Below are 15,189 nucleotides of genomic sequence, written 5' to 3' on the forward strand. Positions count from 1 at the left end.
CCGAAGCAAGAGGACACGACGATCTGCTTGGTGTTCAGCGCGCTGAATGCGCGGCGTGCGGGCATGCAGCGCACGCCGATCGCCGCCCGGCAACTGCGGCACAATCCGGCTTCGTCCTCAGGTGTCTAAGACTTATGCGCGTGCTGATGCTGTCTGTTCTGGTTGCCACCACTGCCACTGCCTGCACCTGGGTGCCGATCGAGCAAAGCGGCAAAGGTGTGCAGGTGTTGCCCGCAGGCCCTGTGCCAGCTGGCTGTCAGCAGCAGGGCGAGGTGGTGGTATCGGTCAAGAGCAAGGTCGGCTTCTACAACCGCAACCCACTGCGGGTGCAGGAAGAACTGGAAACGCTGGCACGCAACGAGGCGCCGGGCGCCAATGCCAATACGGTCCAGGCGCAGGGTCAGCCGGCCGACGGCAGCCAGCGCTTCAACGCCTTCCGCTGCCCACCGCGCTGAACCGTTGGGCTGGGGCGCGGCCGCTGCAATTGTAAAGATGCGGTAAAACCAGCCAGCGGCTAGACTAGCGCCCCCTCGCCTGACGCCATGGCGCTACTTCGATGCTCTTCCAGAATGTCTCCATCGCGGGACTGGCGCATATTGATGCGCCGCACACGCTGACTTCCAAGGAAATCAACGAGCGCCTGCAACCGACCTACGACCGTCTCGGCATTAGGACCGACGTGTTGGGCGACGTTGCCGGTATCCATGCACGGCGCTTGTGGGACCAGGATGTCCAGGCCTCGGACGCTGCCACCCAGGCTGCGCGCAAGGCACTGCTCGACGCCGGCATCGGCATCGAGAAGATCGGCCTGCTGGTCAACACCTCGGTGAGCCGAGACTACCTGGAGCCGTCCACCGCCTCCATCGTGTCCGGCAACCTCGGGGTCGGCGACCATTGCGTCACCTTTGACGTCGCCAACGCCTGCCTTGCCTTCATCAACGGCATGGACATCGCCGCCCGCATGCTTGAGCGCGGCGAGATCGACTATGCGCTGGTCGTCGATGGCGAAACCGCCAACCTGGTGTACGAGAAGACCCTCGAGCGCATGACCTCGCCCGACGTCACCGAAGAAGAGTTCCGCAATGAACTCGCCGCGCTGACCCTGGGCTGCGGTGCCGCAGCGATGGTGATGGCGCGCACCGAGCTGGTGCCCGACGCCCCGCGCTACAAGGGTGGCGTGACCCGCTCGGCCACCGAATGGAACAAGCTGTGCCGTGGCAACCTGGACCGCATGGTCACCGACACCCGCCTGTTGCTGATCGAAGGCATCAAGCTGGCGCAGAAGACCTTCCTGGCCGCCAAGCAGGCAATGGGCTGGGCGGTGGACGAGCTGGACCAGTTCGTCATCCACCAGGTCAGCCGCCCGCATACCGCTTCGTTCGTGAAGTCATTCGGCATCGACCCGGCCAAGGTCATGACCATCTTCGGCGAACACGGCAACATCGGCCCGGCTTCGGTACCGATCGTGCTGAGCAAGCTCAAGGAACTCGGCCGTTTGAAGAAGGGCGACCGCATCGCGTTGATGGGGATTGGTTCTGGCTTGAACTGCTCGATGGCGGAAGTGGTCTGGTGACGTGCTGTTGTTGCCCGGCAGGTGCTGCCGCGAGCCGGGCAATATCACTGCTTAGGTAAAAAAGTGGTATCTAGGTTTCCTTGCAGGAACACTTGCGGTCTGTAAGGAAAGACGATGGCTCAGCGCATCACTGGACACTATGTTGCTGGCGCTCTCGCAGGGAGCCGTTACCAGGCGTTCGTCCCTGATCCGTTGCCGCCAGTGCCGGCGCTGGATTTCGCACAGGCCGAACTGGTGGCGCGCAAAGAGCGCGCCGACCAGGCACTAGGGCGACTGGACGGCATCACGCTGATGCTGCCCGACCCGGAACTGTTTCTTTATCAGTACATCCGCAAGGAAGCCTTGCTGTCGTCCCAGATCGAAGGAACCCAGTCATCGCTCTCGGACCTGTTGCTGTTCGAGATGGATGCGGCACCGGGCGTGCCTGTCGACGATGTCGAAGAAGTGTCCAACTATGTCGCGGCCCTCAACCATGGTTTGCGGCGCCTGCGCGAGGACGATTTCCCGCTGTCGCTGCGTTTGATCCGCGAGATGCATGCGCTATTGCTGCAGGGCGGGCGTGGAGCCGGCAAGCAGCCAGGTGAATTCCGCCGGAGTCAGGTGTGGGTAGGCGGGGCCTCGCCTGCACTTGCGCACTTTGTTCCGCCACCGCCAGATGCATTGCCCGACGCGCTGTCGGCACTCGAACAGTTTCTGCATGCGCCGCAGGGGCAGATGCCGCCGTTGGTGAAGGCGGCGCTTGCCCACGTGCAGTTCGAAACCATCCATCCTTTCAGCGATGGCAATGGGCGCCTGGGACGGCTGTTGATTACCTTGATCCTGTGCAGCGAAGGCGTGCTGCGGGAGCCCAGCCTGTATCTGAGCCTGTATTTCAAGCGCCGTCGTGCCGATTACTACGATCGCCTCAATGCAGTGCGACTCAACGGTGACTGGGAAGGATGGCTGGGTTTCTTTCTGGATGGTGTGGCAGAGACCGCGCAACAAGCCGTCGACACCGCGCAGCGCCTGCTGGCACTGTTGGCACGTGATCGGGCCCGCATTGCGGCTTTGGGCCAGCGAGCAGGTAACGTCGGCCTGGTGTTTGAGCAGTTCGCGCGGCGCGTGGTATTGGCGGTGCCGCAGGTGGCGCCCGCCCTGTCGTTGAGTGCGCCCACCATCCGTGCCGCAGTACGCACCCTGCAGGAGCTGGAAATCGTCAACGAACTCACCGGCCAGCAGCGGCATCGTATTTTTGCCTATCACGCCTATCTCGACATCCTCAGCGAAGGAGCGCAGCCGCTGTGAGCGATGCGTTTGCGCACGGCTGTTGCCGACGATGCAGAGACATCCAGCGTATTTTCGATACTGTCGTGGCGATGTAGCTGGCGACTTGCCAGACACACCCAGTCCAAGCTTTAGCAAATAGAGAGATCCATGAACTACCCCGGCTATCCCTTCACTCCCCAGCGCCTTGAGGTGCGTCCCGGCATTGCGATGTCGTATCTGGACGAAGGTCCGCGCGATGGCGAGGTGGTCGTGATGCTGCACGGCAATCCGTCGTGGAGCTATCTGTGGCGGCACCTGGTCAGTGGCCTGTCGGATCGTTACCGCTGCATCGTGCCGGACCATATCGGCATGGGGCTGTCCGACAAGCCGGAAGATGCGCCCGACGCGCAGCCGCGTTACGACTACACGCTGCAGTCGCGCGTGGATGATCTGGACACGCTGTTGCGGCATCTGGGCATCACCGGCCCGGTCACGCTGGCGGTGCACGACTGGGGCGGCATGATCGGGTTCGGCTGGGCGTTGTCACATCATGCGCAGGTCAAGCGGCTGGTGATCACCAACACCGCTGCGTTCCCGTTGCCGCCGGAAAAACCGATGCCGTGGCAGATCGCGATGGGTCGGCATTGGGGGCCGGGCGAGTGGTTCATCCGCACGTTCAATGCGTTTTCCTCCGGCGCGTCCTGGTTCGGCGTGTCGCGGCGGATGCCGGCGGAGGTGCGTCGCGCCTATGTGGCGCCCTACGACAATTGGCGCAACCGCATCTCCACCATCCGCTTCATGCAGGATATTCCGCTGTCGCCCGCCGACCAGGCCTGGTCACTGCTGGAGCGCTCGGCGCAGGCATTGCCGTCGTTCGCCGATCGCCCGGCGTTCATCGCCTGGGGCCTGCGCGATATCTGCTTCGACAAGCACTTCCTGGCCGGCTTCCGCAAGGCGTTACCCAATGCCGAGGTCACCGCGTTTGACGATGCCAATCACTACGTGCTGGAAGACAAGCATGAAGTGCTGGTGCCGGCGATCCGTGCGTTTCTGGAGCGCAATCCGCTGTAAGCGCTGCTGGCATCGCCGCGCAGGCGCTCGCTCGATGAGTGCCTGCGGTGTGCAGACCGCGGATGTACTAGTGGATGGGACCGGCCATGCCGTTGTTCTGTTGGACGTTGCGAGCGGATGGCGTAGTCACTCGCAGCGGTGGCCGTTACAACGGCGGCAGCGGATTGCGTTGGGCCTGGTCCACGCCCAGCCAGTCGGCTTCAGTCAGCGCGTGCAGGCCGTGCGCCAGCCGGGATTTGTCGCATTGCGCGCTGCGCTGGCCGAATTCCAGCGAGGCCGGCACGGCGGCGCAGGCGGAGGGCCGGCGATCGTGGATGCTGCAGCGGCTGTAGCGGCCGATGTCCGCGTCAAGCGCGATGCAGCGCGGCTGCGATTGCGAGGTGCCGCGCATGACGCGCTCGTGCGTGCGCAGCGCATCGGTCAGCTCGATCGGTACCCTGCCGCCCAATGCGGGATCGGCCTCGCTCCAGTGGAAACTGACGCGGAAGTAGGCGCAGCAGGCGCCGCAGGTAAGGCAGGGATGTGCCATGGAATGCCGGGCCTTGCGCGGCGAAACAACGTGGTGAGCGCGGCATTCTGACCGAACCACGCTGCGATACAAGTGGCACGGCTGCGCGCCGGTTAGCGGTTCATCTGCATCGCTCGACGCAGCGCGTGTGTGCACCGCGGGGCGCCTCGCGCAGGGCGGGGCATTTCACGCTAGCACTGCGCTGCATCGTTGCGGCCAGACGACGCGCAATCACCGCGTCAGCCATCGCTGCGATGGGAGCACGCACCAGCGCAGGCGCTTTGAGCGCGATCAAGCGGCCGGCACCGTCGGCGCATGGGTGATAATGCGGCAATGACTACGACGACTCTCTGCAATATCGCCGCCACCCTGCCGGAACTCGCGCGCGAGCGCCCCGAGCAGATCGCCATCCGTTGCCCGGGCCGCCGCGCCGCCAACGGGTTTGCCGCCTACGATGTGACTTTGAGCTATGCCGAGCTGGACGCGCGCAGCGATGCGATCGCTGCCGGACTGGCCCTGCACGGCATCGGACGCGGTGCGCGCGCGGTGGTGATGGTGCGTCCTTCGCCGGAATTCTTCCTGCTGATGTTTGCCTTGTTCAAGGCCGGTGCGGTGCCGGTGCTGGTGGATCCGGGCATCGACAAGCGTGCGCTCAAGCAATGCCTGGACGAAGCGCAGCCGCAGGCGTTTATCGGCATTCCGCTTGCGCAGCTGGCGCGTCGTCTGCTGCGGTGGGCGCGCTCTGCAAAGCAGATCGTCAGCGTCGGTGGCCGTTACGGCTGGGGCGGGGTGACACTGGCGCGCGTGGAGCGCGATGGCGCCGGCGCCGGCAGTCAGCTGGCCAACACCGGGCCGGACGATGTGGCCGCCATCCTGTTCACCAGCGGCTCGACCGGCGTGCCCAAGGGCGTGGTGTACCGCCACCGGCATTTCGTCGGCCAGATCGAATTGCTGCGCAATGCCTTTGGCATGCAGCCCGGTGGCGTGGATCTGCCGACGTTCCCGCCGTTTGCCCTGTTCGATCCGGCACTGGGGCTGACCTCGGTGATTCCGGACATGGATCCGACCCGCCCGGCCACTGCCGATCCGCGCAAGCTGCACGATGCGATCGACCGCTTCGGAGTCACGCAGTTGTTCGGCTCGCCGGCATTGATGCGCGTATTGGCCGACTACGGCCAGCCCTTGCCAAACGTGCGCCTGGCCACCTCGGCCGGTGCGCCGGTGCCGCCGGACGTGGTGGCCAAGATCCGCGCGCTGTTGCCGGAAGATGCGCAATTCTGGACGCCGTATGGCGCCACCGAATGCCTGCCGGTGGCAGCCATCGAAGGGCGTACGCTGGATGCCACCCGCGCGGCCACCGAGGCCGGTGCCGGCACTTGCGTCGGCCAGGTCGTCGCGCCGAACGAGGTGCGCATCATCGCCATCGACGATGCGGCCATTCCCGAGTGGAGCGGCGCGCGCGTGCTGGCGGTGGGCGAGGTGGGCGAAATCACCGTCGCTGGCCCCACCACCACCGACACCTACTTCAACCGCGACGCGGCCACGCGGATCGCCAAGATCCGCGAGCGCAATGCGGACGGCAGCGAACGCATCGTGCATCGCATGGGCGATGTGGGCTACTTCGATGCCGAAGGACGCTTGTGGTTCTGCGGGCGCAAGACCCACCGCGTGGAAACCGCCACCGGCCCGCTCTACACCGAGCAGGTGGAGCCGGTCTTCAACGTGCATCCGCAAGTGCGGCGCACCGCCTTGGTCGGTGTCGGCGCACCCGGACAGCAACAGCCGGTGCTGTGCGTGGAATTGCAGCCTGGCGTGGCGGCATCGGCATTTGCGCAAGTGGAAACCGCATTGCGCGCGCTGGGCGCTGCGCACCCGCACACGGCTGGAATCACGCGTTTCCTGCGCCATTCCGGATTTCCGGTGGATATTCGCCACAACGCCAAGATCGGCCGCGAAACGCTGGCGATCTGGGCGGCGCAGCAACGTGGCTGACCTGTCGATGCGTATCGTGCACGCAGCTGGCCGCATCGCCAATTCCGGCCGCGCCCGTTATCGTGTGCGTCCTTGCGATGGAGGTGATGCGTGCGCATCCTGGTAACCGGTGGTGGTGGCTTTCTTGGCCAGGCGTTGTGCCGCGGCTTGATCGCGCGTGGGCACGAGGTGGTGAGTTTCCAGCGCGGCGATTATCCGGTGCTGCAGAGTTTGGGCGTGGGCCAGATCCGTGGCGACCTGGCCGATCCGCAGGCGGTTCGGCATGCCTTCGCCGGCATTGATGCGGTCTTCCACAACGCGGCCAAGGCCGGTGCGTGGGGCAGCTATGACAGCTATCACCAAGCCAATGTAGTGGGCACGCAGAACGTGCTCGACGCGTGTCGGGCCAATGGTGTGCCGCGCCTGATCTATACCTCCACGCCCAGCGTGACCCATCGCGCCACCAATCCGGTGGAAGGCCTGGGTGCCGACGAAGTGCCCTATGGCGAAGATCTGCGCGCGGCGTACGCGGCGACCAAGGCGATCGCCGAGCGCGCGGTGCTGGCGGCCAACGATGCGCAACTGGCGACGGTGGCCTTGCGTCCACGCCTGATCTGGGGCCCGGGCGACAATCATCTGTTGCCGCGCCTGGCCGCGCGTGCGCGCGCCGGCCGCTTGCGCATGGTCGGCGATGGCAGCAACCTGGTGGACAGCACCTACATCGATAACGCCGCGCAGGCGCATTTCGATGCGTTTGCGCATCTCGCTGCAGGTGCTGCGTGTGCGGGCAAGGCGTATTTCATCTCCAACGGCGAGCCCTTGCCGATGCGCGAGTTGCTCAATCGCCTGCTGGCTGCGGTGGATGCACCCGCGGTGACGCGTTCGTTGTCGTTCAAGACCGCGTACAGAATCGGTGCAATCTGCGAGACCATGTGGCCACTGTTGCGTCTGCCTGGCGAAGTGCCGTTGACGCGTTTTCTGGTGGAACAGCTGTGCACGCCGCACTGGTACAGCATGGAGCCGGCGCGTCGCGACTTCGGCTATGTGCCGCAGGTCAGCATCGAAGAAGGGCTGCAACGGCTGCGATCCTCATCTTCCAACGACATCGCCATCACTCGATAAAGACCGCCGCATCTTCAGGATACGTCTGCGCCGATTCGGCACGACAACTTCTGGAATCCTTGCCATGCTGCATTACGCCATCATCTTCTTCGTCATCGCCATCATTGCCGCCGTGCTGGGCTTCAGCGGTATCGCCGGTGCGGCGACCAACATCGCCTGGATCCTGTTCGTGGTGTTCCTGATCCTGGCTGTGATCTCGATGTTCCGTCGCGGCAAGGTATAACGCCTAGCTGCGATACGTCACGGCAGCGGCGCTGCCGGTCGACGCTCGCATGGCCCGCTTCCGCAAGGAGGCGGGCCATGTGCGTTATGGACGCTCTATCGTTGAATCACTTTTGTTTTAAAGCAGTTTTTCGAGATATTGCACGTGCTTGCCGTTGCCCAGCAGCGCATCGCCGACCGGCTGGAAACCCTGCTGCAGATGCAGTGCCAGCGATGCCGGGTTAGGTGGAAGCAGGTTGACCTCGCAGACCAGGCGCGGTTGCCCCGCTGCACGTGCAGCGTGGATGAGCTCGTCATACAGCTGCCTGGCAAGCCCGCGCCGCTGCGCATGCGCGGCGATCACGATGCGGTCGATGTAGACAAAGCGCGCGAAGCGCTGCGCCATCCATGCAAAGTTCGGGTTGGCGGAGGCCGCGCCTTGATCCAGCGCGATCAGCAGGCCATCCGCCGGCGCGACGAGGCGTGCGTGCCACCCCAGTTGCAGCAATGCAGCCAGTCCTTCGGCATCCAGCAGCGACAGCTCGGTGGCATGCGCATTGTTGAGCGCAAGCAGTGCGCGGTGGTCGTGCGGTTGCACGGCGCGCACAAGGGCCTGGCTCATGCGCCTGGTTCGACCGCGCTGCGCAGCAGCTGATCGTCAGCATGCCGTTGCAGTGCCAGCTCGATCAGCTGGGTGATCAAGCTGCGGTAGTCCAGCCCGCTTGCCTGCCAAAGCTTGGGGTACATGCTGATCCGGGTGAAGCCCGGCAATGTGTTGACCTCATTGATCACGATGCGGCCATCGGCGCACAGGAACACGTCCACACGCGCCATGCCGGCGCAGTCCAGCGCCTGGTAGGCCTGCACCGCAATCTGCTGGATGCGCTGCTGCGTCTGCGCATCGATGTCGGCCGGGATCACGATGTCGGCTCCGTGTTCGCTGATGTACTTGGTCTGGTAGGAGTAAAACGCGTCGTGCACCACCACTTCGCCGCACACGCTGGCCTGCGGGGTGGCATTGCCCAGCACGGCGCATTCGATCTCGCGCCCGGCGATTGCCGCTTCCACCAGCACCTTGTGGTCGTATGCCAGCGCCAGTGCGAGCGCGTCGGCAAACGCATCGGCACTGCGCACCTGGCTGACACCGACCGACGAACCCTGGTTGGCCGGTTTGACGAACAACGGCAAACCCAACTGCGCGATCAACGCATCCACGTCGGCATGTGCGGCGGTGTGGCGGTTGAAGCAGGCGAACGGCGCCACCTCAAGCCCAGCATCGCGCAGCACGCGCTTGGTCAGGTCCTTGTCCATCGCCAGCGCCGAGCCGAGCACACCGGAGCCGACGAAGGGCAGATTGGCCATGCGCAGCAGCCCTTGCAGCGAGCCGTCTTCGCCGAGCGTGCCATGCACGATCGGAAACACCACATCGATCTGCGCCAGCGCCTGCTCCGGCTGGGTCGGGCGCAGCTGTTGTTGCTGCGCGCCCGGCAGCAGGGCCACGCCGCGACCGCTGCGATGCAGGGCGATGCGGGCCGGGTCGTCGGCATTGAGCAGGAAGCTGTCGGGGTCGTTGACGTGCCACTGGCCCTGCTTGTCGATGCCGATCAGCACCGGCTCGAAGCGCTGCGGATCGAGCGCATCGAGAATGTTGCGCGCCGATTGCAGCGAGACCTCGTGTTCGGCCGATTTGCCGCCGAAGATGAGACCGACCCGGATCTTGCGCATTGCCTGCTCCTGCCACCTGTGTGATGAGGTCGCCAGCATGCCCGCGGCAGGCGTGCCGAAGGAAGTCCTGCATGATCGACGCACGCGGCCTGGCCACAAGGCGCCCTGCCATGATCGCCACCCCGGCCTCCGGCTTGCACTTGCCACACCACCGTCAAGCAGTGGCGACATGCGGGGACGGTAGAATGCGCCCATGCCCGGATCCCTGTTCAACTCACTCAAGCCGCTCGCCGGCCAGGCCCTGCAAGCCGCGCTCAACCGCGCGCTGGCACTGGACCCCGATACCCGCGACGCCCTGCTGCCACTGGAAGGCCAACGCATCGCACTGACCCTGGAGGCGCCTGCGCTGGCCCTGCAGATCCGCGTGCACGAGCGCCGCTTGCTGGTCGGCCCGGTGGACCAGGCGCAGGAGCCGGACCTGGCCGTGCGCAGCAGCCTGGCCGGTTTGCTCGGCCAGCTGCCGTTCCTGGCCAACGCGCGCCGCAGCGGCGCACCGGCCGGGCGGCTCAAGGTCTCCGGCGATGCCGAGCTGGCGCGCCAGCTGCAGCAACTGGCCGGCCGCTTCGATCCGGATTGGCAACTGCCGTTCGTGGCGGTGTTCGGCGAGATCCTCGGCGTGCAGATCGCCAATGCGGTGCGTGCAGCGCTGCAGCAGGCCCGGCGCAGCGCGGTGGATCTGGCGCATAGCGCGGCCGAATTCGTAACCGAGGAATCGCGCGACGTGGTGCCGCGTGCCGAACTGGACGCCTTTCATGACGATGTCGACGAACTGCGCGACGACGTCGAGCGGCTGGCCGCACGCGTGGCGCGCCTGCGCGCGGCCGGAGGTGCGGCATGAAGGCGCTGCTGCGGGCCAGCCGCATCGGCCGGGTGATCCTGCGCTATCGCCTGGACGACCTGTTGCAGGACACGCCGGCCGAGCGCTGGCTGCGCCTGGCCAAGCCGTTCGTGCCGCGCGCCAGTGCCGAGATCGCCGCGCAATCGCGCGGTGCGCGGCTGCGGCTGGCGTTGCAGGAACTGGGGCCGATCTTCGTCAAGTTCGGGCAGATCCTGTCGACCCGGCGCGACCTGATTCCGGCCGACGTGGCCGATGAACTGACCCTGCTGCAGGACCGCGTCAAGCCCTTCGACGGCGAAGCGGCGCGGCTGATCGTCGAGCGCGCGCTGGGCCTGCCGGTGAGCGTGGCGTTTGCCGCATTCGATACCGTGCCGCTGGCCTCGGCTTCGATCGCGCAGGTGCACGCGGCCACCTTGCCGCCGGATGCCAACGGCGTGCGCCGCGAGGTGGTGGTCAAGGTGCTGCGCCCGGATATCGAGCGCCAGATCGATGCCGATATCGCGTTGCTGCAGTCGCTGGCCACGCTGGTCGAACGCACCCACCCGCGCGCGGACAAGATCCGGCCCCGCGAAGTGGTGGCCGAGATCGAAGGCACCCTGTCGGCCGAACTCGACCTGCAGCGCGAAGGCGCCAACGCCAGCGTGCTGCGCCGGTTCTGGGAAGGCTCGGACGATCTGTACGTGCCCGAGGTGATCTGGTCGCACACCGCCGAGCGTGCACTCACGCTGGAGCGCGTGTACGGCATTCCGTCCGACGACATCGCCAAGCTCGATGCGGCCGGTATCGACCGCAAGGCGCTGGCGGCCAAAGGCGTGCGGGTGTTCTACACGCAGGTGTTCCGCGACAACTTCTTCCATGCCGATGCGCATGCCGGCAACATCTGGGTCGACAGTGATCCGGAGCGCCGGCTCAATCCGCGTTTCATCGCGCTGGATTTCGGCATCATGGGCCAGCTCTCGCAGGAAGATCAGTACTACCTGGCCGAGAACTTTATGGCGATCTTCCACAAGGATTACCGCCGCATGGCCGAGCTGCACGTGGAGGCGGGCTGGATGCCCGACAACGTGCGCATCGACGAACTGGAAGCGGCCGCGCGCTCGGTGTGCGAGCCGTACTTCACCCGCCCGTTGTCGGAGATTTCGCTGGCCGAAGTGCTGATCAAGCTGTTCCGCGTCGCGCAGCGCTACGAACTGACGCTGCAGCCGCAGCTGATCCTGTTGCAGAAGACCTTGCTCAACATCGAAGGCGTCGGCCGCCAGCTCGACCCCAGGCTGGACATCTGGGCGGTGGCGCGGCCGGTGCTCGAACGCATCCTGCGCGAGCGTTACAGCCCACGCCGCGTGCTCGGCGAGTTGCGCAAGCGCCTGCCGGAAATCATGACCCATGCGCCGGACATGCCGCGCCTGGTGCACAGCTGGTTGAAGCAGCAGGTGGAAGGCCGCCACCAGCTCGACATCCGCTCGGCCGAGCTGCGCGCGCTGGACCTGAGCCTGCGCAAGCTGCAGACGCGCGTGGTCACTGCCATCACCGGCAGCGGCCTGCTGGTGGTGGCTGCCGTGCTGTATGGCCTGCACCCGAATGGCTGGTACCTGGGCACGGTGCCGGTGTGGAGCTGGGTCAGCGGCGGCGCCGGCTCGGTGGCCCTGCTGGTCGCCTGGCTGCGGCGTTAAGGCGCCGCCATGCCCCAGGCATTCCACGCAGTCATACCCGGCGCACCGATCGTCGCGCTCAATGCGCCGCCGCACACGCAAAATTCCAGCTATCCGCCGGCGTTCGCTGCGCAGATGGACGGACGTCAGAAACGCGCGCTGGGTGCGCTGTTCGGGTTGCGCAACTTCGGCGTCAATTTGACCACCTTGGCGCCGGGCGCGCGCTCGGCGTTGCGGCACGGGCATTCGTTGCAGGACGAGTTCGTCTACATCGTCAGCGGCACGCCGAGCCTGGTGACCAATGCCGGCGAGCAGCTGCTGCAACCGGGCATGTGCGCCGGATTCCGTGCGGGCGACGGCGATGCGCATTGCCTTATCAATCGCAGCGAAGCGGCGGTGACGTATCTGGAAGTGGGCGACCGCAGCGCCGGCGATTGCGTCACTTATCCGGACGACGATCTGATGTTGGTCACCGCTGCAGACGGGCAGTGGTCCTATCGGCACAAGGACGGCACGCCGTACTGAGCGAGGTGGTGATGATCGATCTGCAGGCACTGAAGGACGAACTGGTACGGTTCGGTAGCGACAACGATGCGCAGCAGCGGGCGCGTGGCCGGCGCATGCTCAATATCACGCCCGACACCGGGCAATTCCTGGCCGTGCTGGTACGTGCCACCGCCGCGCGGCGCGTGCTGGAAATCGGCACCTCCAACGGTTATTCGACGCTGTGGCTGGCCGAAGCGGCCGCCGCAATCGGTGGGCACGTCACCACGGTGGAGCTTGCGGCCGACAAGGTGGCCCTGGCGCAGGCCACGCTTGCGCGCAGCGGCCTGGCGGCGTCGGTGGATGTGGTGCATGACGACGGTGGTGCGTGGCTGACTCAGGCGGCCAGCGCCAGCATCGATCTGGTTTTTCTGGATTCGGCGCGCGGCGAGTATGCGCGCTGGTGGCCGGCACTGCGCCGCGTGCTGCGCGGCGGTGGCCTGCTGGTGGTCGACAATGCGCTGTCGCATGCCGACGAACTGGCGGCGTTCACCGCGCTGCTGGCTGACGATCCGGCAGTCACCTGCAGCGTGGTGCCGGTGGGCAAGGGCGAATTGCTGGCGGTGTGCGGCGCGGCCTGAGCGTGCGTCGCCGAGCTGCCACGCCCTCAGGCATCAAGGCGCGTGATCGGCATGCGCCATACGGCGTGGCGACGCAGTGGCATGCGGTGTCGACGATGCGGATAATCCGCCGGTGAGCACATCCCCCAAGCATTTGCAGATTCTCTACCAGGACGAGCTCCTGGCCGTCGTCGACAAACCCGCCGGGCTGATGGTCCACGACAGCAAGCTGGCGCGCGGGGAGGACGACTTTCTGGCCGACCGCCTGCGCGAACAGCTGGGCCGGCCGATCTTTCTGGTGCACCGGCTCGACCGCGCGACCAGCGGCTGCCTGCTGCTGGCGTTCGACCGCGAGGCCGCCAGCGCGCTGGGCAAGGCCCTGATGGCCGGCGAATTGGAGAAGGACTATCTGACCGTGTGCCGCGGCTGGCCGGCCGAAGAGCGCTTCATCGTCGACCACGATCTGGACGGCGGCCCCGGCAAGCCGGTCAAGAAGCCGGCGGTGACGCACTTCCAGCGCCTGGCCACCGGCGAGCTGGAGATCCCGTCCACCGGCTTCGCCACCTCGCGCTATGCGTTGCTGCGTTGCCAGCCGCAGACCGGGCGGTTCCGGCAGATCCGCCGGCACATGAAACACCTGTCGCACCACATGCTCGGCGACACCAGCCATGGCGATGGCCGGCACAACCGCAGCTTCCGCATGCTCGGCATCCACCGCATGCTGCTGCACGCCGAGCGGTTGGGGTTTCCGCATCCGGCCGATGGGCGGCGCATCAGCGTCACTGCACCACTGGATGTGGAATTTTCCAAGGCCTGCGCGTTGCTCGGGTGGGAGATGGCCGCGCTGGGAGTGGTGCAGACGGCTTGATGCGGTGCGCGCGGCTAACGGTCAACAAGCCCACACGATCTGCTGGAAATCCGCACAACCGTACCCTCACGCCAACCCCTGTCCCGCAGGAGAGGGGCCAAGCGCTCCCTCAGCGAGTGGGAGAAGCGGGTTGGCGCAATCATCGTCAACGCCATCAACGCCACCGTCGCAAGCAGCAACCGCCGCAGCAGGCACGCTGTTCCGATTCCTCAATCCCGATCCCCGATTCCCGCATCCCCGCCCTTCAGGGTTTCTGCGGTGCCGCTGCCGGCTCATTGACGATCTTCTCCAGATCCTTCTGCAGGTCGGCAAACAGCGGCAGCATCTTCTGCTGGATCGCGCCCATCAGGTTCTGGGTCAGTGCCGGGGTCTTGTCCAGCAGGCTCTGGCCGGCCGAGCTCTCGTAGAACTCGGCCATGGCCAGCACGTCCTCGCGCGAGAACGAACGCTTGTAGATATCCACATACATCGGCCGCAGTTCCGACCACGACAGCGCCTTGCGTACGGTCTGGCGGGTGCGCTCCTGGATGCGCTGCAGCTGCGCCTGCTGGTCGGCGTCGAGCTGGCGCTGGGCGGTGAGCTGGGCGAACTGTTGCTGCTGCATCCCCTCGATCTGCGGCAGCATCGTGTCCAGCATGGTCTGCGCGCGTGAGGCGGCCAGCAGGCGGTTGATGTCGGCATCGCTGGGCGCCTGCGCAAACGCGGCAGGCGTGGCCAGCGCCAGCGCGGCCAGCACGATCAGGCGGCGCGCGAAGGCGCGGGCGGCGGCAACGGAACGGGGCGGTGTCATCGGAGCATCCTGCACAGTCGGGGAACCTGCCGCAGCATACGGGAAGCCGGCGTTCGCGCGCGCGTCCATGCCGGTGCCGATACAATCGGCCCGATGGCCAGCGACCCGATCCACATCACCCCCAGCCTGACGCTCCCGCCCAGCGAGATCGTCGAGCGCTTCGTGCGCGCCAGCGGCGCGGGCGGGCAGAACGTCAACAAGGTCTCCACCGCGGTGGAGCTGCGGTTCGACGTGGCCGGGTCGCCGTCGTTGCCTGAACCCCTGCGCGCGCGGCTGCTGTCGCGGCGCGACCGGCGCATGACCGCCGATGGCGTGCTGGTGATCGACGCGCAGCGCTTCCGCACCCAGGACCGCAATCGCGAGGATGCGCGCGAGCGGCTGGTCGAGATCATCAGTGCCTGCCTGTCGGTGCCCAAGCGCCGGGTCGCCACCAAACCGAGTCATGGTGCCAAGCTGCGGCGGCTGGATGCCAAGCGTGAGCGCAGCCATATCAAGCGTGGACGCTCTGCGTCCCACTGGGAGTAA

17 protein-coding genes are annotated in these 15,189 nt (G+C 66.1%); 13 read left to right on the forward strand and 4 right to left on the reverse strand.

Annotated features, from left to right (window positions below; all coding sequences use genetic code 11):
* Positions 1 to 134: 134 nt before the first annotated feature.
* The 4 genes from XARJCFBP2528_RS07270 (at position 135) to XARJCFBP2528_RS07285 (ending at position 3,889) form a co-directional block, all read left to right on the forward strand.
* Positions 135 to 455, forward strand: a complete 321-nt coding sequence (locus XARJCFBP2528_RS07270) for a DUF4156 domain-containing protein (protein ID WP_016903993.1) — start codon at positions 135 to 137, stop codon at positions 453 to 455.
* A gap of 101 nt (positions 456 to 556) precedes the next feature.
* A complete protein-coding gene (locus XARJCFBP2528_RS07275; RefSeq protein WP_016903994.1) occupies positions 557 to 1,573 on the forward strand; it encodes a 3-oxoacyl-ACP synthase III in 1,017 nt (338 codons plus the stop codon).
* Positions 1,574 to 1,687: 114 nt separating this feature from the next.
* Positions 1,688 to 2,857: a Fic family protein gene (locus XARJCFBP2528_RS07280; protein ID WP_024939042.1), complete on the forward strand. Its 1,170-nt coding sequence runs from the start codon at positions 1,688 to 1,690 to the stop codon at positions 2,855 to 2,857.
* A gap of 129 nt (positions 2,858 to 2,986) precedes the next feature.
* Entirely contained in the window at positions 2,987 to 3,889 is a 903-nt protein-coding gene (locus tag XARJCFBP2528_RS07285; protein WP_026064696.1) for an alpha/beta fold hydrolase, read from the forward strand.
* Positions 3,890 to 4,034: 145 nt separating this feature from the next.
* Here XARJCFBP2528_RS07285 and XARJCFBP2528_RS07290 read toward each other — a convergent pair whose 3' ends face one another.
* Positions 4,035 to 4,418 carry a YkgJ family cysteine cluster protein gene (locus XARJCFBP2528_RS07290; RefSeq protein ID WP_016903997.1) on the reverse strand — a complete coding sequence of 128 codons (384 nt, stop codon included), beginning with the start codon at positions 4,416 to 4,418 and terminating at the stop codon, positions 4,035 to 4,037.
* A gap of 312 nt (positions 4,419 to 4,730) precedes the next feature.
* On the opposite strand from XARJCFBP2528_RS07290, the gene oleC reads away from it, so the two are divergent.
* The 3 genes from oleC to XARJCFBP2528_RS07305 all read left to right on the forward strand — a co-directional run bounded on the left by oleC (position 4,731) and on the right by XARJCFBP2528_RS07305 (position 7,713).
* Positions 4,731 to 6,389: an olefin beta-lactone synthetase gene (gene oleC / locus XARJCFBP2528_RS07295; RefSeq protein ID WP_016903998.1), complete on the forward strand. Its 1,659-nt coding sequence runs from the start codon at positions 4,731 to 4,733 to the stop codon at positions 6,387 to 6,389.
* Between the two features lie 90 nt (positions 6,390 to 6,479).
* Entirely contained in the window at positions 6,480 to 7,490 is a 1,011-nt protein-coding gene (oleD, locus tag XARJCFBP2528_RS07300) for a 2-alkyl-3-oxoalkanoate reductase (protein ID WP_026064697.1), read from the forward strand.
* A gap of 64 nt (positions 7,491 to 7,554) precedes the next feature.
* Positions 7,555 to 7,713, forward strand: coding sequence for a DUF1328 domain-containing protein (locus tag XARJCFBP2528_RS07305; RefSeq protein ID WP_003468167.1), 159 nt, complete (start codon positions 7,555 to 7,557; stop codon positions 7,711 to 7,713).
* 117 nt (positions 7,714 to 7,830) lie between these two features.
* Here XARJCFBP2528_RS07305 and XARJCFBP2528_RS07310 read toward each other — a convergent pair whose 3' ends face one another.
* Together XARJCFBP2528_RS07310 and ddlA are read right to left on the reverse strand one after the other, a co-directional pair.
* The gene (locus tag XARJCFBP2528_RS07310; protein WP_016904000.1) at positions 7,831 to 8,313 is read right to left on the reverse strand and encodes a GNAT family N-acetyltransferase; all 483 of its coding nucleotides are present in this window, start codon (positions 8,311 to 8,313) and stop codon (positions 7,831 to 7,833) included.
* The gene (ddlA, locus tag XARJCFBP2528_RS07315) at positions 8,310 to 9,416 is read right to left on the reverse strand and encodes a D-alanine--D-alanine ligase (RefSeq protein WP_016904001.1); all 1,107 of its coding nucleotides are present in this window, start codon (positions 9,414 to 9,416) and stop codon (positions 8,310 to 8,312) included. The genes XARJCFBP2528_RS07310 and ddlA overlap by 4 nt, the downstream gene beginning before the upstream one ends.
* A 193-nt stretch (positions 9,417 to 9,609) precedes the next feature.
* Here ddlA and XARJCFBP2528_RS07320 point away from each other — a divergent pair, with 193 nt between their 5' ends.
* The 5 genes from XARJCFBP2528_RS07320 to XARJCFBP2528_RS07340 all read left to right on the forward strand — a co-directional run bounded on the left by XARJCFBP2528_RS07320 (position 9,610) and on the right by XARJCFBP2528_RS07340 (position 13,874).
* A complete protein-coding gene (locus XARJCFBP2528_RS07320; RefSeq protein ID WP_046345336.1) occupies positions 9,610 to 10,254 on the forward strand; it encodes a ubiquinone biosynthesis accessory factor UbiJ in 645 nt (214 codons plus the stop codon).
* Positions 10,251 to 11,924 carry a ubiquinone biosynthesis regulatory protein kinase UbiB gene (ubiB, locus tag XARJCFBP2528_RS07325; RefSeq protein ID WP_039814160.1) on the forward strand — a complete coding sequence of 558 codons (1,674 nt, stop codon included), beginning with the start codon at positions 10,251 to 10,253 and terminating at the stop codon, positions 11,922 to 11,924. Before XARJCFBP2528_RS07320 ends, ubiB begins: the two co-directional genes overlap by 4 nt.
* A 9-nt stretch (positions 11,925 to 11,933) precedes the next feature.
* Positions 11,934 to 12,428 (forward strand): cupin domain-containing protein, encoded by a 495-nt coding sequence (locus XARJCFBP2528_RS07330; protein WP_016902017.1) that lies wholly within the window; start codon positions 11,934 to 11,936, stop codon positions 12,426 to 12,428.
* A gap of 11 nt (positions 12,429 to 12,439) precedes the next feature.
* Positions 12,440 to 13,027, forward strand: a complete 588-nt coding sequence (locus XARJCFBP2528_RS07335) for an O-methyltransferase (protein WP_026064200.1) — start codon at positions 12,440 to 12,442, stop codon at positions 13,025 to 13,027.
* A gap of 76 nt (positions 13,028 to 13,103) precedes the next feature.
* Positions 13,104 to 13,874: a pseudouridine synthase gene (locus XARJCFBP2528_RS07340; RefSeq protein WP_026064201.1), complete on the forward strand. Its 771-nt coding sequence runs from the start codon at positions 13,104 to 13,106 to the stop codon at positions 13,872 to 13,874.
* Between the two features lie 244 nt (positions 13,875 to 14,118).
* Here XARJCFBP2528_RS07340 and XARJCFBP2528_RS07345 read toward each other — a convergent pair whose 3' ends face one another.
* Positions 14,119 to 14,664 (reverse strand): DUF2059 domain-containing protein, encoded by a 546-nt coding sequence (locus tag XARJCFBP2528_RS07345; protein WP_026064202.1) that lies wholly within the window; start codon positions 14,662 to 14,664, stop codon positions 14,119 to 14,121.
* Positions 14,665 to 14,757: 93 nt separating this feature from the next.
* Between XARJCFBP2528_RS07345 and arfB the strand changes: the two genes are divergently transcribed.
* Positions 14,758 to 15,189: an alternative ribosome rescue aminoacyl-tRNA hydrolase ArfB gene (gene arfB / locus XARJCFBP2528_RS07350; protein ID WP_016902021.1), complete on the forward strand. Its 432-nt coding sequence runs from the start codon at positions 14,758 to 14,760 to the stop codon at positions 15,187 to 15,189.

It is taken from the genome of Xanthomonas arboricola pv. juglandis (assembly GCF_001013475.1).
GTDB lineage: Bacteria > Pseudomonadota > Gammaproteobacteria > Xanthomonadales > Xanthomonadaceae > Xanthomonas > Xanthomonas arboricola.